General features: G+C 58.2%; 20 protein-coding genes. 12 read left to right on the top strand and 8 right to left on the bottom strand.

The genetic code is table 11. From position 1 onward, the window contains the following. Window positions 1-105 precede the first annotated feature (105 nt). The gene (locus AC2FJE_RS02130) at window positions 106-786 is read left to right on the top strand and encodes a GntR family transcriptional regulator (RefSeq protein WP_496760564.1); all 681 of its coding nucleotides are present in this window, start codon (window positions 106-108) and stop codon (window positions 784-786) included. A gap of 129 nt (window positions 787-915) precedes the next feature. Here AC2FJE_RS02130 and AC2FJE_RS02125 read toward each other — a convergent pair whose 3' ends face one another. Next, window positions 916-1794 carry a LysR family transcriptional regulator gene (locus AC2FJE_RS02125; protein ID WP_496753806.1) on the bottom strand — a complete coding sequence of 293 codons (879 nt, stop codon included), beginning with the start codon at window positions 1792-1794 and terminating at the stop codon, window positions 916-918. Between the two features lie 106 nt (window positions 1795-1900). Here AC2FJE_RS02125 and AC2FJE_RS02120 point away from each other — a divergent pair, with 106 nt between their 5' ends. The 3 genes from AC2FJE_RS02120 to AC2FJE_RS02110 are packed head-to-tail and all read left to right on the top strand — an operon-like array spanning window position 1901 to window position 3548. Then, window positions 1901-2242, top strand: a complete 342-nt coding sequence (locus tag AC2FJE_RS02120; protein WP_496760562.1) for a hypothetical protein — start codon at window positions 1901-1903, stop codon at window positions 2240-2242. Between the two features lie 3 nt (window positions 2243-2245). Next, a complete protein-coding gene (locus tag AC2FJE_RS02115) occupies window positions 2246-2500 on the top strand; it encodes a hypothetical protein (RefSeq protein ID WP_108858788.1) in 255 nt (84 codons plus the stop codon). A 43-nt stretch (window positions 2501-2543) separates the two neighbouring features. Continuing rightward, the gene (locus AC2FJE_RS02110; RefSeq protein WP_496695246.1) at window positions 2544-3548 is read left to right on the top strand and encodes a GlxA family transcriptional regulator; all 1005 of its coding nucleotides are present in this window, start codon (window positions 2544-2546) and stop codon (window positions 3546-3548) included. Window positions 3549-3555: 7 nt separating this feature from the next. Here the strand turns inward: AC2FJE_RS02110 and AC2FJE_RS02105 are convergent, their stop codons facing one another. The 5 genes from AC2FJE_RS02105 to AC2FJE_RS02085 form a co-directional block, all read right to left on the bottom strand. Beyond that, complete coding sequence (locus AC2FJE_RS02105; protein ID WP_282118601.1) at window positions 3556-4116, bottom strand: sarcosine oxidase subunit gamma; 561 nt, start codon at window positions 4114-4116, stop codon at window positions 3556-3558. Further along, complete coding sequence (locus tag AC2FJE_RS02100; protein WP_496753810.1) at window positions 4109-7054, bottom strand: sarcosine oxidase subunit alpha family protein; 2946 nt, start codon at window positions 7052-7054, stop codon at window positions 4109-4111. The genes AC2FJE_RS02105 and AC2FJE_RS02100 overlap by 8 nt, the downstream gene beginning before the upstream one ends. After that, the gene (locus AC2FJE_RS02095) at window positions 7051-7338 is read right to left on the bottom strand and encodes a sarcosine oxidase subunit delta (protein ID WP_058277765.1); all 288 of its coding nucleotides are present in this window, start codon (window positions 7336-7338) and stop codon (window positions 7051-7053) included. The genes AC2FJE_RS02100 and AC2FJE_RS02095 overlap by 4 nt, the downstream gene beginning before the upstream one ends. Window positions 7339-7351: 13 nt before the next feature. Beyond that, the gene (locus AC2FJE_RS02090; protein ID WP_109311650.1) at window positions 7352-8602 is read right to left on the bottom strand and encodes a sarcosine oxidase subunit beta family protein; all 1251 of its coding nucleotides are present in this window, start codon (window positions 8600-8602) and stop codon (window positions 7352-7354) included. 77 nt (window positions 8603-8679) lie between these two features. Then, window positions 8680-9543, bottom strand: coding sequence for a LysR family transcriptional regulator (locus AC2FJE_RS02085; RefSeq protein ID WP_496753812.1), 864 nt, complete (start codon window positions 9541-9543; stop codon window positions 8680-8682). Between the two features lie 107 nt (window positions 9544-9650). On the opposite strand from AC2FJE_RS02085, the gene AC2FJE_RS02080 reads away from it, so the two are divergent. Genes AC2FJE_RS02080 through AC2FJE_RS02055 form a run of 6 tightly spaced genes read left to right on the top strand, consistent with a single transcriptional unit; the run spans window position 9651 to window position 15349 of the window. Beyond that, the gene (locus AC2FJE_RS02080; RefSeq protein ID WP_472723643.1) at window positions 9651-10250 is read left to right on the top strand and encodes an amino acid synthesis family protein; all 600 of its coding nucleotides are present in this window, start codon (window positions 9651-9653) and stop codon (window positions 10248-10250) included. Continuing rightward, window positions 10222-11001 (top strand): alpha/beta fold hydrolase, encoded by a 780-nt coding sequence (locus AC2FJE_RS02075; RefSeq protein ID WP_496760560.1) that lies wholly within the window; start codon window positions 10222-10224, stop codon window positions 10999-11001. The genes AC2FJE_RS02080 and AC2FJE_RS02075 overlap by 29 nt, the downstream gene beginning before the upstream one ends. After that, window positions 10998-11918, top strand: coding sequence for a flavin reductase family protein (locus AC2FJE_RS02070; protein ID WP_496753817.1), 921 nt, complete (start codon window positions 10998-11000; stop codon window positions 11916-11918). The genes AC2FJE_RS02075 and AC2FJE_RS02070 overlap by 4 nt, the downstream gene beginning before the upstream one ends. After that, on the top strand, window positions 11918-12952 hold the full coding sequence (locus AC2FJE_RS02065) for an LLM class flavin-dependent oxidoreductase (protein ID WP_282118595.1): 1035 nt from the start codon (window positions 11918-11920) through the stop codon (window positions 12950-12952). The genes AC2FJE_RS02070 and AC2FJE_RS02065 overlap by 1 nt, the downstream gene beginning before the upstream one ends. 8 nt (window positions 12953-12960) lie before the next feature. Further along, entirely contained in the window at window positions 12961-14439 is a 1479-nt protein-coding gene (locus AC2FJE_RS02060; RefSeq protein ID WP_496753819.1) for an aldehyde dehydrogenase, read from the top strand. A gap of 43 nt (window positions 14440-14482) precedes the next feature. Next, window positions 14483-15349: an urea carboxylase-associated family protein gene (locus tag AC2FJE_RS02055; RefSeq protein ID WP_496753821.1), complete on the top strand. Its 867-nt coding sequence runs from the start codon at window positions 14483-14485 to the stop codon at window positions 15347-15349. Here AC2FJE_RS02055 and argE read toward each other — a convergent pair. Both argE and AC2FJE_RS02045 read right to left on the bottom strand, forming a co-directional pair. After that, entirely contained in the window at window positions 15346-16503 is a 1158-nt protein-coding gene (gene argE, locus AC2FJE_RS02050; protein WP_496753824.1) for an acetylornithine deacetylase, read from the bottom strand. The genes AC2FJE_RS02055 and argE overlap by 4 nt on opposite strands. Further along, window positions 16500-17684: a M24 family metallopeptidase gene (locus AC2FJE_RS02045; RefSeq protein WP_496695266.1), complete on the bottom strand. Its 1185-nt coding sequence runs from the start codon at window positions 17682-17684 to the stop codon at window positions 16500-16502. The genes argE and AC2FJE_RS02045 overlap by 4 nt, the downstream gene beginning before the upstream one ends. 196 nt (window positions 17685-17880) lie before the next feature. On the opposite strand from AC2FJE_RS02045, the gene AC2FJE_RS02040 reads away from it, so the two are divergent. Together AC2FJE_RS02040 and AC2FJE_RS02035 are read left to right on the top strand one after the other, a co-directional pair. Further along, a complete protein-coding gene (locus tag AC2FJE_RS02040; protein WP_496753826.1) occupies window positions 17881-19026 on the top strand; it encodes a M24 family metallopeptidase in 1146 nt (381 codons plus the stop codon). Continuing rightward, window positions 19023-19730 carry a maleate cis-trans isomerase family protein gene (locus tag AC2FJE_RS02035; RefSeq protein WP_496753828.1) on the top strand — a complete coding sequence of 236 codons (708 nt, stop codon included), beginning with the start codon at window positions 19023-19025 and terminating at the stop codon, window positions 19728-19730. The genes AC2FJE_RS02040 and AC2FJE_RS02035 overlap by 4 nt, the downstream gene beginning before the upstream one ends. Window positions 19731-19834: the final 104 nt, after the last annotated feature.

Below are 19834 nucleotides of genomic sequence, written 5' to 3'. Positions count from 1 at the left end.
GCGGCGACAAATGAAGGCTTGAGGCGGTCAAGGATAGTGTCCGATTTCGTTGACTAAGACATGTATCCAAATGTATACAAAGAGGCGCAATATGCAAGATTGAGAATGATGAAAACTCAAGAAGATCCTAATCAGACCGGCCCACAGGGGAATTCCGCTTATCAGCGCTTGCTGGATGAAATTCGCGAGGGCGTTTTGTTGCCTGGTGAACGTCTGAGAGAGATCGAGCTGTCCGAAAGACTGGGTGTCAGCCGAACACCTGTGCGTGAAGCGATACGGCAACTCGAAACGGATGGGTTGGTGACGCATGTCCCTAGGTTGGGCGCAACGGTTCGCAGCCTGAGCTATTCGGAAGTTATGGAACTGTATGAAATGCGCGCCGTACTTGAAGGCACGGCGGCACGGTTGGCGGCACGCGCGGCTTCGGATGTGGAACTGGACGAACTGAATGTCCTGAACGATCGCCTTGCCGAGGCTGGCACCGGTCCGGTGGCCGCCCAGTTGAACCGTATTTTCCACGCCACGCTATTGGATGCCGCCAAAAACCGCTTTCTCACAAAGTCGATGCTATCGCTGCAAAAGGCGCTGTTGATATTGGGTCCATCCCAAATGCTGGATGGTCAGCGCGCAGACGATGCCGCGGGTGAACATCGCCGTGTGATGGAAGCCTTGCAGGCTCGCGACGGCGACGCAGCCGAGCTGGCGATGCGCGCCCATGTTCATGCGGCCCAGCGGATGCGTATCCGCGCGTTGCAGAAACGGGACCGCGCAATTGATCAGGCCTGACCTGAGGAGCTGATTGTCCTAACTCTCGGTCTTTGGTTCCTTCACCAAACCACTCCTCCCATCCGCAGAAGTCGACGAAAAACCCGACTATCGTGGAGGTCGTTGTTTAGGCTCTTCCGGTACAAACACTCAGCTGACCACTTTCAAAGGGTTGGCGCCTTCAACCTCGCGGCTAACTTCTTGTACCAGCGCCATCGCGGCAGGGTTTCGGCGCTTAACATGCATACGCGCGACAAAAACGATGGCCGGGGGATCGGGGAACACGCCTTTGATCACCTCTATGTCCGGTGTGACATGCATTCCATTCAACAGGGCGACGCCCAAACCGGACCGCACGGCCGACTGAATGCCAGTGGCGCTTGGGCATTCTAATACGTTGTCGAAGCGGTGCCCTTGCAGCTGCCCATCTCCGAAGCCCCATTTGCGATAGAAACATTGGCTGTCGAAGGACAGAAAGGGAACAGGTGCTGTCGTATCCAGTTGGAAATCCGGTGATTTTACCCAGTGCAGAGTGTCCTCGAACAAGATCAGGTCATCTGGCCGCGTATCGTGCCGAAAGATTTGCATGACGGCGACATCCAACTCTCCGGCCTTCAACCACTCTTGCACGTTCAGACTTTGACTGGTGCGTGTTCGGACCTGAACGTTCGGGTAAAGCCGTGTGAAACGACCCAATATGCGGGCGATGTCGCTGGTTGCCGTGTCTTCGGTCATGCCCAGCCGGAGTGCGCCCGCCAAGGGTTTCTTGCCCAAACTGGCCAACGCCTCATCGTGCAGGGCACATATTCGACTGGCATAGTCGCACAGGCGCAGACCGGTATTTGTGAACAGAGGGCCACCGGGTCGGCGCGCCAGCAGATCGCAGTCCAGGGCTTGCTCTAACCGTCGGATTTTGTGGCTGACTGCCGATTGCGACAGCGCCAGATGCTCGGCCGCGCGCGTCACGCCGCCATGGGATGCGATGGCTAGAAGGGCGCGCAGAGCGTCAATTTCCAATCGGTCGGTCATTTGTGAAACCATGACAGTTTTAGATCACACCATGAATATCATTCATTTGTGTCACGCACCAGTATTGAACTACTGGTCAGGAAATCCAAAGCTCAGGAGCATTCGCATGCCGCATCTCGTCCCGGACCACACAGTGATCAAAACCCCGCGGATGGCCCCCGGAATCCATGGGGTGGGCTATCCGGCGGTTCTTACTCGCGGCACATTATCTTACATCCGGCGCGACGTGCTGCCTGAAATGGCAGCGGCGGGCAACAGGGTACATTTGTTCGATCTGGCGGGTCTTGGTCAGTCTGAACGACCTTGGAATCCGGCGCTTAATGGGTCGGTTACCGATCAAGTTCCCGTCGTTCACAAGTTGCCGAAAAACTGCAGTCATTTCCAGATTAGAGATCAGCCCGAACAGACACCCACGCCGCTGATCAATCTCCTGAAGCGAAAGGGCTGAGCTATGACGGATCAAATCAAAACCCGTGACCGGCGCGGTCTGACGACAGTATTCGAAATCACCGGATCGGTGTTGGCCATGGCCTATGCTTTGTTGATCGCGTCTAATACAGGGGCCGAGCTGTTCGGGTTTGCCCTGTTGTTACTGTCCTCGGGCCTGTTTGCGGCCTGGGCCGTGATTGATCGCCGCTGGACGTTCCTGTTGTTGCAGGGGTTCTATGCGGCCTCGGCGATCATCGGCTTGATCCGGTGGGCATGAACTTCGCATAGGGCAGTTGCGGAAATCTTGTTAGAACAGCCTTATGCGCAATGAAGACAGAATCAAAATCGGCTTTTTGCTGTTCGACGGCTTTCCCATGGCTTGCCTGACCTCGGTGATCGAGCCGTTGCGGGCGGCCAATGAAATCGCCGGGCAAGAGGCGTTCTGCTGGTCCCTGCTGTCCGAGCGTCAACAGAAAGTACAATCCAGCGCAGGTGTCCGGTTCGAGGCCGAGAGGTCTTTGGCCGACTGCAAGGATATCGACATTTTGTTCCTTCTCAGCAGCCCAACGTCCGGCTTTGACAACACAACCGTTGGCAACGGTGCTCTGCGCAGTCTCGGACGGCATGGCACCGTTTTGGGCGGGATTAGCGGTGGGGTTTTCCCATTGGTCCGGTCCGGGGTGATGGGGGGGCAACCTGTTTCCGTCCATTGGTGCTATGAGGCCGCATTTCTGGCTGAGTTTCCCGAAGTCGACTCGCGTAGCGAGGTGATCGTGAAAACGGCGACACGCTACACCGCAGCCGGTGCCGCTGCCGGGTTCGATCTGGCCCTGCATCTGATCGAGGATCGGCTGGGTGGCGAAGTCGCGCACGAGGTTGCCTGTTGGTTCCAACATCCGATGATGCGCGGGGCAGGTGTGCGGCAGCAGGTTCCTACCACGACCGCGCCGGAAACTGGCGACAGCCTGCCGCCGCTGGTGTCGCGCTGTGTCGACCTATTCTCGGGCCACATGAGCGAACCGATTTCCATCGCAGAGGCCGCACAGCAGATGGGGGTTACGCCGCGCCAGGTGGAACGTGCCTTTAAACAGGCGACAGGCCAAAGCCCCAGCCACTATTATCGCACAATGCGCATGAAGGCGGCGCGCCAGATGGTGGTCTATACCAAAGACCCAATCGCAGACATCGCGGCTGCGATCGGGTATGGTTCAGTGGCGCCGCTTGTGACGCATTACCGGTCGGCCTTTGGGCTAAGCCCCAGTGAAGATCGCCGTAGGATCAACCGCTTCCGCGTTGAAGGTAATGCGCCGCTGCCGTCAGTCTGACACTGCTTTACAGCGCCGAACGCATTGCAGTGACGATGGCATGGTGCAACGATCCGGCGGATGAACGAGGGCCATAAATGCTGAACGCCTCGTCTGACCGACAGAGAACAAAGCAGCCAACGTGGTGAATTGAGCAACGGGCGACGCTGCCCGCGTCCATTTTACGGAGATCCAGCATGCACAACAGCTCCAGCACTGCTGGTATTTGACCCCCATTCAGGTCGAACCGTGTCCAACCGTCGGTCTGTTCTGTCACCGACGCGGTATCGCCCAAAGCGGACTTCACTTGATCAGTAAGCTCTTCGTGCGTGTCAAAAGGCGCCTCGATCATCCACTGATCCGGACCGGCCCAAAAGGCAGTGACAGTGTCACCGGCATGTTGGCCGATGCCAGGTGCAGGGGCACCGATCAGTTTTGCCAGGGCTTTGCTGGCTTTGGATTCCTGTCCCATCCGCGCGGCGACGGATGCCAGCGCGACGCCCGGAACTTCCCGGCACGTAACCCCGCCAACAGTGTCGACCTGCGGTTCGGACCCGCCCAATGCGGTTATTGCAACTAGATCATGCACGCAGACGCTCTCCTTCGGGGTCAACGAAATGGGCCGATACGATTTCGACCTCGACGGTCAGATCGGTCAATGGGGACACGAGGCGCATTTTCTCGCCCATCCGGTTTGCGCCATCCTTCAAAAGACCCAGCCCGATATTGCTGTTCAGAATAGGCGAATACGCAGCCGAAGTGACATAGCCCTGATCGTGCGCGGCATCCACCGGGCCGGTCGTGTTCATCAAATGGCCGCCAGCGGTGACTTTCTCTTCGGGCGATACCGGTTTGATCCCGACCAGCCGCAGGACATCCGGTTCTACCAAGGCCTCTCGTTCGGACAGGGTCGATCCGATACTGTCTTTCTTTTTCGACACCATCTTACCCAATCCAAGATTCAATGCCGTTGTGGTGCCGTTCAGCTCGTTGCCGGCCGCGTGGCCCTTTTCGATCCGCATGACGCCCAGCGCTTCGGTGCCGTAAGGGACAACCTCAAATTCTTCACCCTCGGTCATCAGACGCCGCATCAGCGCATCGCCATAGCGTGAGGGTACCGCGATTTCGAACGCCAACTCTCCCGAGAATGAGATCCGGAACAGCCGCGCGCGCAACCCGCCGCAGACCGTAATGTTGCCACAGCCCATGAACGGAAATGCCTCGTTTGAAATGTCGAATTCAGGGTCGACGATCTTTTGCAGCAGCTTGCGCGAATTGGGACCAGCGACAGCATATTGCGCCCAGGATTCGGTGGTCGAGATCAGCTGCACATCCATATCCGGGAACAGGCATTGGCGCACAAATTCCATGTGACGATAGACATTTACCGCGTTGGCCGTGGTCGTTGTGACGACAAAATGATCCTCGGCCAGACGCGCGGCTGTGCCATCATCCATCACCATGCCGTCTTCGCGAAGCATCAGGCCATAGCGGGTTTTTCCCACGGGAAGCTTGGCGAAACCGTTCGCGTAGACGCGGTTCAGGAAATCAGCCGCGTCCGCGCCCTGCACGTCGATTTTTCCAAGTGTCGTACAGTCGCACACCCCGACGGACGCGCGGGTCTGGCGCACTTCACGGTCCACTGATTCACGCCAATGAACCTCACCGGGCAGGGGAAACCACTGCGCGCGCAGCCAGTTGCCGACCTCGACAAATACAGCGCCCCGTTCCTTGGCCCAGTAGTGTGAAGGTGTCAGGCGGGTGGGGTGAAACTCTTGTCCCTTCATCCGACCCGCGAAGGTGCTGATCGGAACAGGCGTGTAAGGCGGGCGGAAAATGGTTGTCCCTGTTTCGGGGATCGTCTTTCCGGCCACCTCGGCCATGATCGCCAAAGCGCTGATGTTCGATGTCTTGCCCTGATCGGTCGCCATGCCAAGCGTGGTATAGCGTTTCAGGTGTTCAACTGACCGGAACCCTTCCTGATAGCTGAGTTTGACGTCCTTGACGGTCACGTCATTTTGCTGGTCCAGCCAAGCGCGTTTGCAGCCTTCGACATACCAGAACGGTTTCTGCGCGATCGGAGTATCCTCGGCCTCGGGCAAGACAGGCTGAGCAACGCTCAGCTCCAGCGCTGCAGCGGCAGCCTCGGCACCGGATTGCAATGCACCTTGCGTAGACATCACTCCGTTCGCTGCGCCCGCGACAGTCAATCCGACGGGCAGATTTGAACCGGGCACAAAGGCGGCCAGATCGTCGTTCCAGACCGGACGCCCGCGCTGATGGCAGGTCAGGTGCACATTCGGATTCCACCCCCCCGAAACGCCCAGCGCGCCGCAATCCAGCGTGCGGGTCGAGCCGTCGGGCAGGGCAACTTCGACAAAGGTCAGACCAAGACGCCCCTTGGTATTCACAACCTGAGCGCCGCTCAGGACTTCGTAATCGTAGTTGACCGGAGCATCCTCACGTACGTCGACAATGGCGCAAATGTGAACGCCCTTGGCATGCAGGTCGGCGGCGGTGCGATGACCGTCGTCGTTGTTGGTGAAGATCGCCACGCGCTGAGAGGCTGTGGCCGCGAACCGATTGGCATAGGTTCGCAAGGCGCTGGCCATCATTATGCCGGGGCGGTCGTTGTTTTCGAACGCGATGGGCCGTTCAGTCGACCCCGCACACAGCAACGCCTTCTTGGTGTAAATGCGCCAGAGGATTTGGCGCGGCTTACCGGCGGGCAGGGTGGCCACATGATCTCCGGTCCGTTCTACAGCGCCGTAGATGCCGTGGTCGAAGGCGCCGATGACAGTGGTTCTGGCCATCAGCCGGACGTTGGGCATTGATGACAGTTCCGCGACGGCCTGCGCCGCCCAATCGCTGCCGCTTTGATCTCCGACTGAGAATGTCTCGCTGTTCAGACGTCCGCCGAACCGAAAATCCTCATCAGCCAGAATAACGTCGGCACCCGCACGCCCTGCGGTCAGGGCTGCCATCAAGCCCGATGGACCGGCGCCGATGATCAGCAGATCACAGTGGCGGAACCCTTTGTCATATTCGTCGGGGTCAGCCTCCATCGACAAAGAGCCAAGGCCAGCGGCGCGGCGAATGATCGGCTCATAGATTTTTTCCCAAAAAGCGGCGGGCCACATGAAGGTCTTGTAGTAGAACCCGGCGGACAGGAAATTCGAGAACAGGTCGTTTACGCCAAGCGCATCGAATTTCAGGCTGGGCCAACGGTTCTGCGATTGCGCCTCAAGCCCGTCAAACATCTCCGTCGTGGTGGCACGTGTGTTGGGTTCCTGCCGGTTGCCGGAGCGCAGCTCGACAATGCCATTGGGTTCCTCGGATCCGGCGGTCAGCAGGCCGCGCGGGCGGTGATACTTGAACGAGCGTCCGACCAACCGCACGTCATTGGCCAGCAAAGCCGAAGCCAGCGTATCGCCGGGATGGGCGGTATAGTTGCGGTTGTCGAACCGGAAGTTCACTGTGGTGTTGCGATCGATCTGGCCACCGCTCAGCCTGTTGGATTGCGTCATTTGGATCGCCCCCGCGCGCGGGCCACATCGCGGGCCAGTTCTACCTTGGAAATCTCATGTGTGGTGGTGTCGCGGGTCACGACCAGCCACGACCGGTCGCCAGCCTCATGATACCACAGTTCTTGATGCTCGCCTGCGGGATTGTCGCGCAGATAGCCGTATTCATAAAACGCGTCCGCCGCGTCTTCGGCCTGCCAGTCCGGGCGGTTGATCAGTGACGCGTCACCCAGATAGGTGAATTCAGATGCGTCACGCGGACCCAGAAGGGGATGGTTGATAATCATTCTCGTGCTCCCCTCAATGCAGGTTGGGCTGGTTGCCCACGCCCTTTTCGTCGATCATCCGGCCCGTGCGGAACCGGTCGAAGCGATAGGCCGTGGCGGTAGAGTGCGGTTCGTCCTTCGCCAACAGATGCGCAAAACAGTAACCGGATGCCGGGGTCGCCTTGAACCCGCCATAGCACCAGCCACCATTGAAATAGAGACCCTCAACCGGAGTGCGGTCGATGATGGGTGAGCCATCCATCGACATGTCCATAACACCGCCCCACATACGCAGCAGGCGGGCGCGCCCGATCATCGGCATCAATGAGACGCCGCCTTCGCAGACATCCTCGACCACCGGCAGATTCCCGCGTTGCGCATAGGTGTTGTAACCGTCGATGTCGCCGCCAAAGACGAGCCCGCCTTTGTCGGATTGGCTGACATAGAAATGTCCGGCCCCATAGGTGATGACGCTGGGCAGAACCGGCTTCAGACCCTCGGACACAAACGCCTGCAACACGTGGCTTTCGATCGGTAGGCGCATGCCCGCCATGCCCATCACCCGGCCCGAGTTTCCGGCAACAGCGCAGCCGACTTTGTTAGCCCCGATAAAGCCCTTTGAGGTCTCGACGCCCAGGCATTTGCCGTTCTCGATACGCAGACCAGTGACTTCGCAATTCTGGATGATGTCGACACCGTGGCTGTCCGCGGATCGGGCAAAGCCCCAGGCCACGGCATCGTGGCGCGCGGTGCCGCCCCGCCGCTGGGCCAAACCGCCTTTGATCGGGAAACGCGCGTCGTCGAAATTCAGATAGGGGTGTTCTTTGCGTACCTGATCGGCATCCAGCAATTCGGCATCTGCACCGTGCAGGATCATCGCATTGCCGCGCCGCGTATAAGCGTCGCGCTGACCATCCGTGTGGAACAGGTTGAGTATTCCGCGCTGGCTCATCATGGCGTTGTAGTTCAGGTCTTGTTCAAGCCCTTCCCACAGTTTCATCGAGAATTCATAGAACGGCTCATTCCCGTCCAGCATGTAGTTTGAGCGAACGATCGTTGTGTTCCGCCCGACATTGCCTCCGCCGATCCAGCCCTTTTCGACAACCGCGACATTGCGATGACCGTAGACCTTGGACAGATAATGGGCCGTCGCCAGCCCATGACCACCACCGCCTATGACGATGATGTCGTAATGGGCTTTGGGTTCGGGGTCACGCCAGACCGGTTTCCACCCTTTGTGGCCGGTAAGCGCCTCTTTGATGACTCGAAAGCCTGAATATCGCATGAATCGGACCTTTTTTGCCAGAATTCACTATTTTCCTGCTCAGCGATATCCTCAGATGCGACATTGGTGTGTCTGAATCAGACCCTTTGGTGTGACGAGCCGGGAACCAATTGTGAAAACCATGATACAAAGGCGTCAACCTCGGGTGATGCGCGCTGCACGGCCAGAAAGTACCCTTCGGCCGCTGGAGCAGTCACATCGAAGGCACGCGCGACCTGTCCGGTCTGCAGAGCGTGATCGGCGATAAGTGCATTCACCAAGGCCACGCCGTTCCCGGAAGCCGCCAATTGCAAGGCGAGCCCGTAAGAATCGACATAATAGGCCGGGGTATGGATTTTATGACCGGTGACTTCCGCCCATGTGGACCAGTTGTCTGACGTTCCCACGGCCTCGATCAGGGGCAAGTCCTGAAAAGCGCCAACCAAGCCAGGCGCTTTTACTGCGATCAGGTCATTCGGCAGTAACGGTTTTGCATCCCGCCCGACTTGTTTTTCTGACCCGAACCGGATTTCAACATCGGCGCGCAGGGCCGAGTATTCATCCGGCCAGATCGTGCTGACAAAGCGAATGGACGTATCTGGGTTTTGGTCGCGAAACTGGGGCAGGGCAGGGGAAATCAACCATTCGATGATGCTGATCGACGCCGCCACAGTGACGTGTCTGGCCCGTTCCTCTGCCAAATACGGAGAGGCGGCGGATTGCAGCAATTGCAGTGCGGCTTCGACCTGCGGCAGCAGCTTTCGGCCTTCATCCGTCAAGGAAAGACCGCGCGGATGCCGATGAAACAGTACGACGCCCAGCCGAGATTCCAGCGACCTGATTTGCTGGCTTACGGCGGATTGGGTCAATCCGATTTCATCCGCCGCAGCTGTTGAGCTCAACCTTCGGGCCGCGGCCTCGAAAGACCTGAACCATGTAAGGGGGGGCAGTGTTTTGGGCATGTGCAACCGACCTAGTAGCTTTGTTAATACCTAAGACCCAACTTCTTTCGTTTGTCAAAGTGCCGGCCAATCAAAGATATTTCTCGTACTCAAGATTGGGGGATAACGTGCAGCCGGAAATTCGTAAAATAGTGACCTTCGACGAAGAAGTTCTGATCGAAGGATATCGCAAAGCCGAACGGCCGTGGCGCATGTTTGCTGTAGCAGCGGTTGTTACCAACCCTTGGGCTGGACGTTTCGTCGAAGATCTACGGCCGGAAATTTTGGCCTATGGCCCAATCCTGGGTCAAGAACTGACCGACAGGATGATCGCGCTGGCCGGAAGCGGTGAGGCGATTGAGGCTTATGGCAAGGCTGCGGTTGTGGGGCTGGACGGAGAGGTCGAGCATGCCTCGGGCCTGATCCACACTCTGCATTTCGGGAACATCTTCCGGCAGGCGGTTGACGCCAAGTCCTATCTTTCATTCACCAACACTCGGGGCCCGGCAAACTCGCCGATCATGGTGCCACTGATGGACAAGAATGATGCGGGCCGCCGGTCACACTATCTGACGCTGCAATTCGCCATCCCCGACGCGCCCCGTGCGGATGAGATCGTCGTGGTTTTGGGCGGAGCAACCTCGGGCCGTCCGCATCATCGCATCGGCGACCGTTATCAGGACTTGAAGGATCTGGGCCATGACGTGGACAACCCGGCCTCGGTCTGACATCGGCGGGCTCGCCGCGATAGACGAAGGCGAAGGCCCGCTTGTGGTTCTGCTCCATGGCGTTGGCTTGCGGGCCGAAGCCTGGGGCGCGCAAATCGATGCGCTGTCTGCCGCCGGGTATCGTGTTCTGTGTCCGGATATGCCCGGGCACGGAAAAACCCAGTTTCAAGGTGCTATGGGGCTGGATGGGTACGCCAACCCGATCGCGGCCCGATTGACCGAGCCTGCCGTTCTGATTGGGCATTCCATGGGAGCTTTGATCGCTTTGGACATTGCGGCATCGGGGCATGATCAGGTGAGAGGCGTTGCCGCGTTGAACGCAATTTACCGCCGAACCCCCGAAGCGCGTGCGGCTGTCACGACCCGCGCGGTGGCACTGGATGCTGCGGCCATGAACGATCCTACCGTGACCTTGCAGCGTTGGTTCGGCGATCAGGTTTCCGAAGAATGCGAAGCCTGTTCGCGTTGGCTGAAAGATGTCCACCCGGGCGCATACAAAGCGGCCTATACCGTCTTCGCCGAAAGCGATGGGCCGACTGACGCACAACTGGGGCAAATCAAATGCCCCACACTGTTTATGACGGGCGGGGATGAGCCGAATTCTACACCAGGTATGTCACAGGGCATGGCGCAGAAGGTGACAAATGGGCGTGTCGAAATTGTTCCGAACGCCGCCCACATGATGCCCATGACGCACCCGGCTGCTGTTAACGCCAAATTGCTTGAGTTCATTCGGAGGTGCCTGCCATGACCGAGGTTGATACCCGCGCCCTGCGTGATGCATTCGGCAACTTCATGACTGGCGTGACGGTTGTGACTACCCGGGATTTTTCCGGCAATCCGGTCGGGTTCACGGCGAATTCGTTCACGTCCGTGTCGCTTGATCCGCCTTTGCTGTTGGTCTGCCCCGGCAAGTTTCTGTCCAGCCACGATACCTTCGCCGGATGCTCGCATTTTGCGGTGAATGTTCTGGCAGATGGGCAGCAGGGCGTCTCGAATACCTTCGCAAGTTTCAAGGGCGACCGATTTGGTCGGGTGGTGCATCGCGACGGAGCCCATGGCTTGCCGCTGATCGACGGGGCGCTGGCACAGTTTAGCTGTGAAACGCATCAGGCGCTGCCCGCAGGCGACCACACGGTTCTGATTGGCCGTGTCACAGAGTTCACCCATATTGGCGGAAACGGTTTGGGTTACGTGAACGGATCGTACTTCAGTCTTGAGCTCGAGCGTGAGATGGACGCGCAGGTTCCAACAATCTGCGGCGCGATTGTCGCATCGAGTGGCAAAGTTCTTCTGGAACGCCACGAAGGCGCATTTCGCCCGGTTCAAATCGCCGGTGCGGAACCCGGGGGGCAACGCAACAGGCTGGCACAGGGCCTTTCCGATCGGGGCATTCAGGCGCAGATCGAACAGGTCTATTCTTCGTTCAACGATGCCGAAACGAACCTGCACTACACGTTCTTTCTGGCGTCTTGCGTTCAGAACATCCCGGTGGAAAATGCCGAATGGGTAGATATCGGCGATCTGGCTGATCTGACTTACGCCAGCAATAGCTTGCACCACATGATGACCCGCTACGCCCTTGAAGCCCGCGAAGGCGTTTTCGGGCTGTATCTCGGTGACGCCGAACGCGGCGAAATTCACAGTTTCGGTAAAGGAGCCATTTGATGGAGTTTTCACTGTTTGCCCACGTGGAACGTCTGACCCCGGATCAGCCTCACGATGTTCTGTATGATGAATTCGTGAGCCTGGTGAAGATGGCTGATGACGGGGGCATGCGGGCAGTTTGGACAGGTGAACATCATGGGATGGAGTTCACCATTGCCCCCAACCCGTTTCTGTCGCTGGTCGATCTGGCGCATCACACGCGCAATGTGCGGTTGGGCACCGGAACGGTAATTGCGCCGTTCTGGCATCCGATCAAACTGGCAGGTGAGGCCGCCGCAGCGGATCAGATGACGAAAGGGCGTATCGAGTTGGGGATCGCGCGCGGTGCGTATTCCTATGAATACGAACGTCTGATGCCGGGAATGGACGCTTGGGAGGCGGGGCAGCGCATGCGCGAGTCCACCCCGCTGTTGCCTCAGATCTGGAAGGGCGATTGTGCCCATGAAGGCGAGTTCTATGAGTTTCCGGCGGCAACTTCGGCACCGAAGCCATATCAGGAGGACGGCCCGCCAATCTGGATCGCAGCGCGGGATCCTAACAGCCACGAATTCGGCGTTCACAACGGATTCAATATTCAGGTCACCCCGCTGTGGCAGGGCATGGAAGAGATCGAGACCCTGATGGGTCGGTTCAACGATGCCTGTGACAGCTACGCGGGGCCGCGCCCCAAGATCATGCTGTTGCACCACACCTATGTCGGTAAAGATGACGACGATGTTGCGCAGGGCGTGCAAAATCTGCGCCGGTACTACAATTACTTTGGTGCATGGTTCATGAACAAACGGCCAGTTGAACAGGGCTTGATCAAGCCGATTACCGAAGCCGAGATGGACGCGAACCCGATGTATACCAAAGAAAATTTGGGCCGTGATCTGACAGTTGGGACTGCCCAACAGGTGATCGACCGGATCAAGCGCTATGAAGATCTGGGTTATGACGAGTTTTCGTTCTGGGTCGACAGCGGCATGACCAACGAACGTAAGCGTGCCTCTTTGGCGCGATTCATCGACGACGTGATGCCGGCATTTCAGTGAGGACCACCATGGGAAACCTACCGCATTTTCAGCTGTTCATTGACGGCGTCTGGACCGAAGGATCAGCCACGCAGGTGATGACGTCACAGAACCCGGCCACGGGCCAGGGGTGGGCCACATTCGCGTGCGCCGCGCCCAGTGATGTTGAACTCGCCATCGCCGCCGCCAAACGGGTTCTGGATGACCCGGAATGGCGGGATATGACACAGACGCAGCGGGGCAAGCTGCTGTATCGTCTTGCCGATCTGGTGGCAGAAAACGCCAAGCGCCTGGGTGAGTTGGAGACGACCGACAGCGGAAAGCTGTTGGCGGAAACCTCGGCGCAAACCGGATATGTTGCCGATTACTACCGCTACTATGCGGGTCTGGCAGACAAGATCGAAGGCACGGTCCTGCCCATCGACAAGCCTGACATGCATGTCTTTACCTCACGAGAACCGATTGGAGTCGTGGCCGCGATCGTGCCGTGGAATGCCCAGATGTTCCTGACCGCGACCAAGCTGGGCCCGGCGTTGGCTGCCGGGTGTTCCGTGGTGCTGAAAGCATCGGAAATCGCGCCCGCACCCATGCTGGAATTCGCCAAGCTGATTGAACAGGCTGGGTTCCCGTCCGGCGTTGTGTCGGTCATCACCGGTGACGCCGAAAACTGTGCAATTCCACTGACCCGCCATCCTGATGTCGACCGAATTGCTTTTACCGGCGGGCCAGAGACCGCCCGCCATGTGGTGCGAAACTCGGCTGAGAACTTTGCGGTCACGTCATTGGAATTGGGTGGGAAGTCCCCGATCCTCGTGTTTGAGGACGCCGATATGGACGGTGCAGCAAACGGTCTGATCGCAGGTAACTTCGGCGCATCCGGTCAGAGTTGTGTGGCGGGAACGCGCGGACTGGTGCATCGGTCAATCCTTGGGCCTCTGGTCGAGCGGATCGCCGAAAAAGCCAGCGCCATCCGGTTGGGTGATCCTTTGCAGCCGGAAACGCATGTTGGTCCGCTTTGCACGGCGGCACAGGTGCGCAAGATCGAAGAGACCTTGAGTAAAGCGCGAGGGCAGGGCGCGACGATCCACTTCGGGGGAAATGCTGCCGACCGTCCCGGCAACTACATGAACCCCACCTTGGTAGAATGCGCGTCACCCGCAACCGAAACGTTGAAAATCGAAATGTTCGGGCCGGTGATGTCCTTGCTGCCATTCGATACCGAAGAAGAGGCTATCGCGCTGGCAAACAGCACCCCTTACGGGTTGGGCTCGGGCGTGTTCACGCAGAACCTTGCGCGCGCGCACCGTGTGTCGAAACGGATCAAGGCGGGTATCTGCTGGGTGAACACCTATCGCGCGATCTCACCCATTGCGCCGTTCGGCGGGTTCAATCAGTCGGGATATGGTCGCGAGGCGGGTGTTGAGGCAATACTGGATTACACCAGAACCAAGACAACCTGGATCAGCACCGCGCAAGAGCCGATGGCGAACCCCTTCATAATGCGCTAAGGATTCGGAAAGGCAGAGATTTCTGCAGGGAAGTGAGGGGCGCATGAAACTGACAAAACCGAACTTCCCACCACCGGCCGATGGCGCCGAGCGCAAGGCCATTGCCCCTGTAATATGCTATCCGCCGGATGCGCTGAAGCAGCCTGATCTGAACGGTTTGAGCAAGCTTCGCGAGGATGCGGTAAAGGTGGCTGAGGTCACTGCGGCACCACGCGATGCGGCATGCATTGATGTTCCGGCTGGCGCTTTCGTCAGGGTGGTTTCGGTCGACGGCCCGCAGGTTGGCGACCTGAACATGTGGAATAAGCATGACCTGACTGAGCGGTTCTATTCCGGCAAAACCCGCGCGCTGCACGGCACGCACCTGTCGACCGGAGACCGGATGTGGTCGAGCTTTCCCAACATGCGACCGATGGCTACGATCGTTGCCGATACGCTGGATTGGTACGGGTTCGATGCCTTTGGCGGCTCGGTCCATGATGTGATCGGCACGCGGTGTGACCCGTATACCGGGCGTTTGCTTTCGGGGGACGACTATCACTATTGCTGCCACTCGAACCTGACCCGCGCGCTGGCCAGCCATTGCGACCTGCCGCTGCATGAGGCCGAGATGCTGGTGCATGACGTTCTGAACGTGTTCATGTGCACTGGATTTACCCGCGATACCGGCCAGTATTTTATGAAAGCCAGCCCGGTTCGCCCTGGCGATTACCTTGAGTTCTACGCTGAAATCGATCTGATCGTCGGCCTGTCTGCGTGCCCCGGAGGGGATTGTTCCTCGGAACACTCGTCAGACGCGGCGGCCTCCTATCCGTTGCTGATGGAAGTTTACGATCCCGGCGAAGAAGCGCGGGCTGCACATGTGCAACCGGGTCGGTCAAGATACGACCGCACGCACGGTACCGGTTAACGGGTCAGGCGCTGACCCAATCGGGTCAGCATTCTGCAGCACAGGTCCAGCTGTTCGATTTCAAGGAACTCGTCTGCCTTGTGGGCCTGTGCGATTGAACCCGGCCCGCAGACAATTGCGTGAACGCCCAGTTTCTGGAACAGCCCGGCCTCGGTCGCAAAGGCGACAACGCCACTGCCATTCGCGCCGGTCAGTTCGGCCACCAGATCACGGGCCGCGTTTTCTTCCATGGGTTCAAGGCCTTCGACCTCGGCGATAGCCTCTTGCGTGATACTCGAGTCGCTGTGGACCGCTTGCATCTCCGGCAGCAAAGAATGCTCTACGTAGTCCGAAAGGGTCTTTTTGACGAGGTCGGCGTCACTTGCCTGCACTGGGCGCATCTCCCACAAGACCTCGGCCTTGCTGGCTATGACGTTGTGGGCAACGCCGCCCGAAATTTGGCCGATATTGACCGTCGTCCAAGGCGGCTCGAACCGGCTGTCGGCGGGTGCGCGGGACTTGAGGATATGGCGCAACTCCAGCAGTTTGCCGATATAGCGCGCGGCATATTCCGCAGCATTCACCCCGTCATCGGGGGCAGAGCTGTGTCCCTCTAGACCCGAGAAGCGGGTGGTATATTCAAAGCAGCCCTTGTGCCCCTCTATCACGCGCATCTCGGTCGGCTCGCCGATGATGGCGATGTCCGGAACGATGCCACGTTCAGACAGGTCGTCGACTAGGGTTTGCGCACCAAGGCAGCCGACTTCCTCGTCGTAAGTAAAGGCAAAGTGCAGCGGCTGGGTCAGCTTGTCCACATCCAGCGTTTCGCCGAAAGCCAACGCCGCTGCGATGAAGCCCTTCATGTCGCATGTGCCGCGACCGTAGAGCTTGCCGTCATTTTCAGCCATCTGGAACGGATCGGTTGTCCAATCCTGATCGGCCACTGGCACCACGTCCGTATGGCCTGACAAAAGGATGCCGCCGGGTTGATCGGGGCCGAGGGTGGCAAACACGTTCGCCTTTGCACCGGTCTTGTCCCGCGTGACAATACACCGTGCACCCAATGCCTCGAGCCGTTCGGTCAGATAGCTGATCATTTCCAGATTCGAGTCCGCTGACACCGTCTCAAAAGCGATCAGGTCGGCTAGTATTTCCATGGTTCTGGGTAAAGTCATGGCTTCACAAACAGCTTTCTGGGGCGGTCGCAGAAACATTCGGCAGGTCCGGAATCTGTGATGAGGATCGGCTCAGTGATCTCCAACCCCCAATCATCCATCCAGAGGCCTGGCATGAAGTGAAAGGTCATGCCAGGTTCCAATACGGTCTCATCCTCGGGGCGCAGGGAAATCGTGCGTTCACCCCAGTCCGGCGGATAACTCAGGCCAATCGGATACCCGCATCGCGCGCCGCGCTCGATACCCGCCCGTTCCAGCGGGGCAGCCAGAGCCAACGCGATATCACGCGCCTGATTGCCAGCCCGCGCGGCCTTTAGTCCCGCTTCAAGCCCTTCTACCAGCGCGGCTTCAGCACGAAGCAAATAGTCGGGTGGCTTACCCAAAAAGACCGAGCGGCAGAAGGGCGCGTGGTAACGGCGATAGCAGCCTGACAGTTCGAAAAATGTACATTCTCCGGATTTGAATGGTTCACCATCCCAAGTCAGGTGCGGTGCAGCGGCATCCGGGCCGGACGGGAGCAGCGGCACAATGGCTGCGTAATCGCCCCAATCCTCGCCAACTCCGGTGACTGCGTCATGGTAGATTTGCGCGACGAGGTCGTTCTTGCGCATACCCGGTTCGATGCGCTCCAATACGCCGTCGGTCACATGCTCGGATATCCGGGCAGCTTTTTGCATTAGCGCAATTTCCTCATCGGATTTCACGGCACGCTGCCAGTTCACCAATGTGTTTGCGTCGACCAGCTCTGCGTCGGGCAACTCCGCCAGCAAAGTCAGGTGCGCTTTGGCTGAATAATAATAATTGTCCAACTCGACACCGATCCGCCCCTTCGCGATACCAGTATCCGCAATCAGCGCTGCCAGATCCTGCATGGGGTGACGCACGGTGGATTGTACGTATTCGTCCGCATAGCCATGGATCCGGTCATTGGACATCCAAACAGTTTTACGCGCGCCGTTGGCATCCTGATTTCGGCCCCACCAGATCGGGTCGGCATCCTGAAGCACAAGTACCCCTTGATGCACATAGAACGACCAGCCCTCATAGCCCGTCAGCCATGCCATGTTTGAAGGATCTTCGACAAACAAAGCATCCAACCCGGCGGCTGCCATGGCGGCGCGGGTCTTTGCCAATCTGCGGTCGTACTCGGCGCGGCTGAAGGCCGGATCTGAATGGGGCATTTTTAGGCTCCTGCCTTGGGCGAGTTTTGTTGACAGAACTTGACGAATGCGATCACGTCAATGGGCATCACGGGAAAGACACCAAATTGAGAATCTCACCTACCCCCCATCGCGGCGGCCAAATGAAGATCAATGGCGCTTGCTTGAGAATTGACGCGGACGCGCAGGTTCTGTGCTTTTTCTCTGAGGTCACGAAATGAGGGGGTTTGACACATCTGAGTTCGCAGCACGAACGGAACGTGCGCAAAACAAGATGCAAGCCTCTGGCCTGTCGGCGCTGTTGCTGACGACGGAACCTGAGGTCCGATATTTTACCGGCTACCTGACACGGTTTTGGGAAAGTCCGACGCGGCCCTGGTTTCTGATTGTGCCTGCCAGTGGCAAGCCGATTGCGGTGATCCCTTCGATCGGGGCTGCACTTATGGCCGAGACATGGCTCGACGATATCCGAACCTGGGCTGCGCCGGATCTGGCCGACGATGGCATTAGCCTTTTGGCTGATACACTTCGCGAGGTGACGCCCGACGACGCAAAGATCGGACTACCAGATGGGCATGAAACGCATGTCAGGATGCCGTTGGCAGACCTTCGACGTTTGCAACAGGCAGTCGGTCAGCGAGACCTTTGCGGCGACGAAGGGATCGTACGCGCGCTGCGGATGGTGAAATCATCAGCGGAGATTGCAAAGATCGAAACGGCATGCGCCATCGCCGGGCGCGCCTTTCAGCGGGTGCCCGAAATCGCCAAAGAAGGCGTGGCGCTGGATGCTGTGTTCCGCGGGTTTCAAATGCTTTGCCTGGACGAGGGGGCCGATTGGGTTCCCTACCTTGCCGGCGGTGCGGAACAGGGTGGCTACACCGATGTGATTTCCCCGGCATCTGATACGCATCTGCAACAAGGCGATGTCCTGATGCTGGACACCGGCCTGGTTTGGGATGGGTATTTCAGTGATTACGACCGCAACTGGTCGATAGGATCCGCGAACGCGCAGGTTAAGTCAGCCTACAATGCATTGATTGAAGCATCGGATGCGGCGTTCGAGATTGCGCGCCCGGGCGCCACGGCGGCTAACTTATTTCAGGCGATGAACTCTGTGCTGTCGCGCCACGATGCCGATACGGGGGCAGGGCGTTTGGGGCATGGTTTGGGTATGTCTCTGACGGAATGGCCATCTCTCATTCCAACCGACCACACAGTTTTGAAACCAGGCATGGTCCTGACGCTTGAGCCGGGCATTGCCGTGGGCGGAAAGATCCTTGTTCACGAAGAGAACATCGTCATAACCGAAGACGAGCCCCGCTTTCTTAGCCCGCGCGCTGGTATGGAGTTGCCCGAGATATGACCCGTTTACCTTATACCGTTGATGCAGATGATCCCGCCACGCCCCCAATGGGTCTGATCGTCTTGCAGACAGACGAGACCCTTGAGCCAGAGTTCAACGCGTATTTTTCCGACCGTAGCTGCCCCATTTACGTCTCTAGAATTCCCAGCGGCAAAGAGGTGACGACAGATACTCTGGCGGAAATGGAAACCGCGTTACCTGCCGCTGCTGATCTGTTGCCCAAGACCCGACCATATCGTGTGGTTGGTTATGGCTGCACCTCTGCCAGCTCGGTTATCGGCTCGGATCAGGTCGAACAAATGGTTCAAAAAACTTGCGAGGCAGAGGTCGTTACAAACCCATTGCGCGCGGCCTCGGCCTGCGCCCACGAACTTGGTGTAGCAAAGTTCGCACTTTTGTCGCCATATATCGAAGAAGTGAACGATCCCTTACGCAGTGCATTTGCGCAAAATGGCATTTCGATGGATGTTTTTGGCACATTCGGCGAAGCCGAAGAGGCCAAAGTCGCGCGGATTTCACGGAAGTCTCTGATTGAGGCTGCAGTGAGTCTTGGGCAGGATGATTCAGTTGAAGCTGTTTTTCTAAGCTGCACGAATCTAAGAACTTTTGATGTTATTCCGATTGTACAGGAACACCTGAAGAAACCGGTGCTTTCCAGCAATCAAAGCCTCGCGTGGCACATGCGCAAGTTGAATTCCGCCTGAAAACTCGGCTGCTTCCTTTCTAATAGTTACCCACGTGTCATATTTTGGTTGCGTGCCGCACCCTGCATGTCCTTAAATGGCCTCGACAGGTCTTTGAGATCCGG

Source organism: Ruegeria sp. CDSC002, from assembly GCF_059610905.1.
Note: the sequence above shows the minus strand (reverse complement) of the source record. Positions and strands in the feature narration are given on the sequence as shown.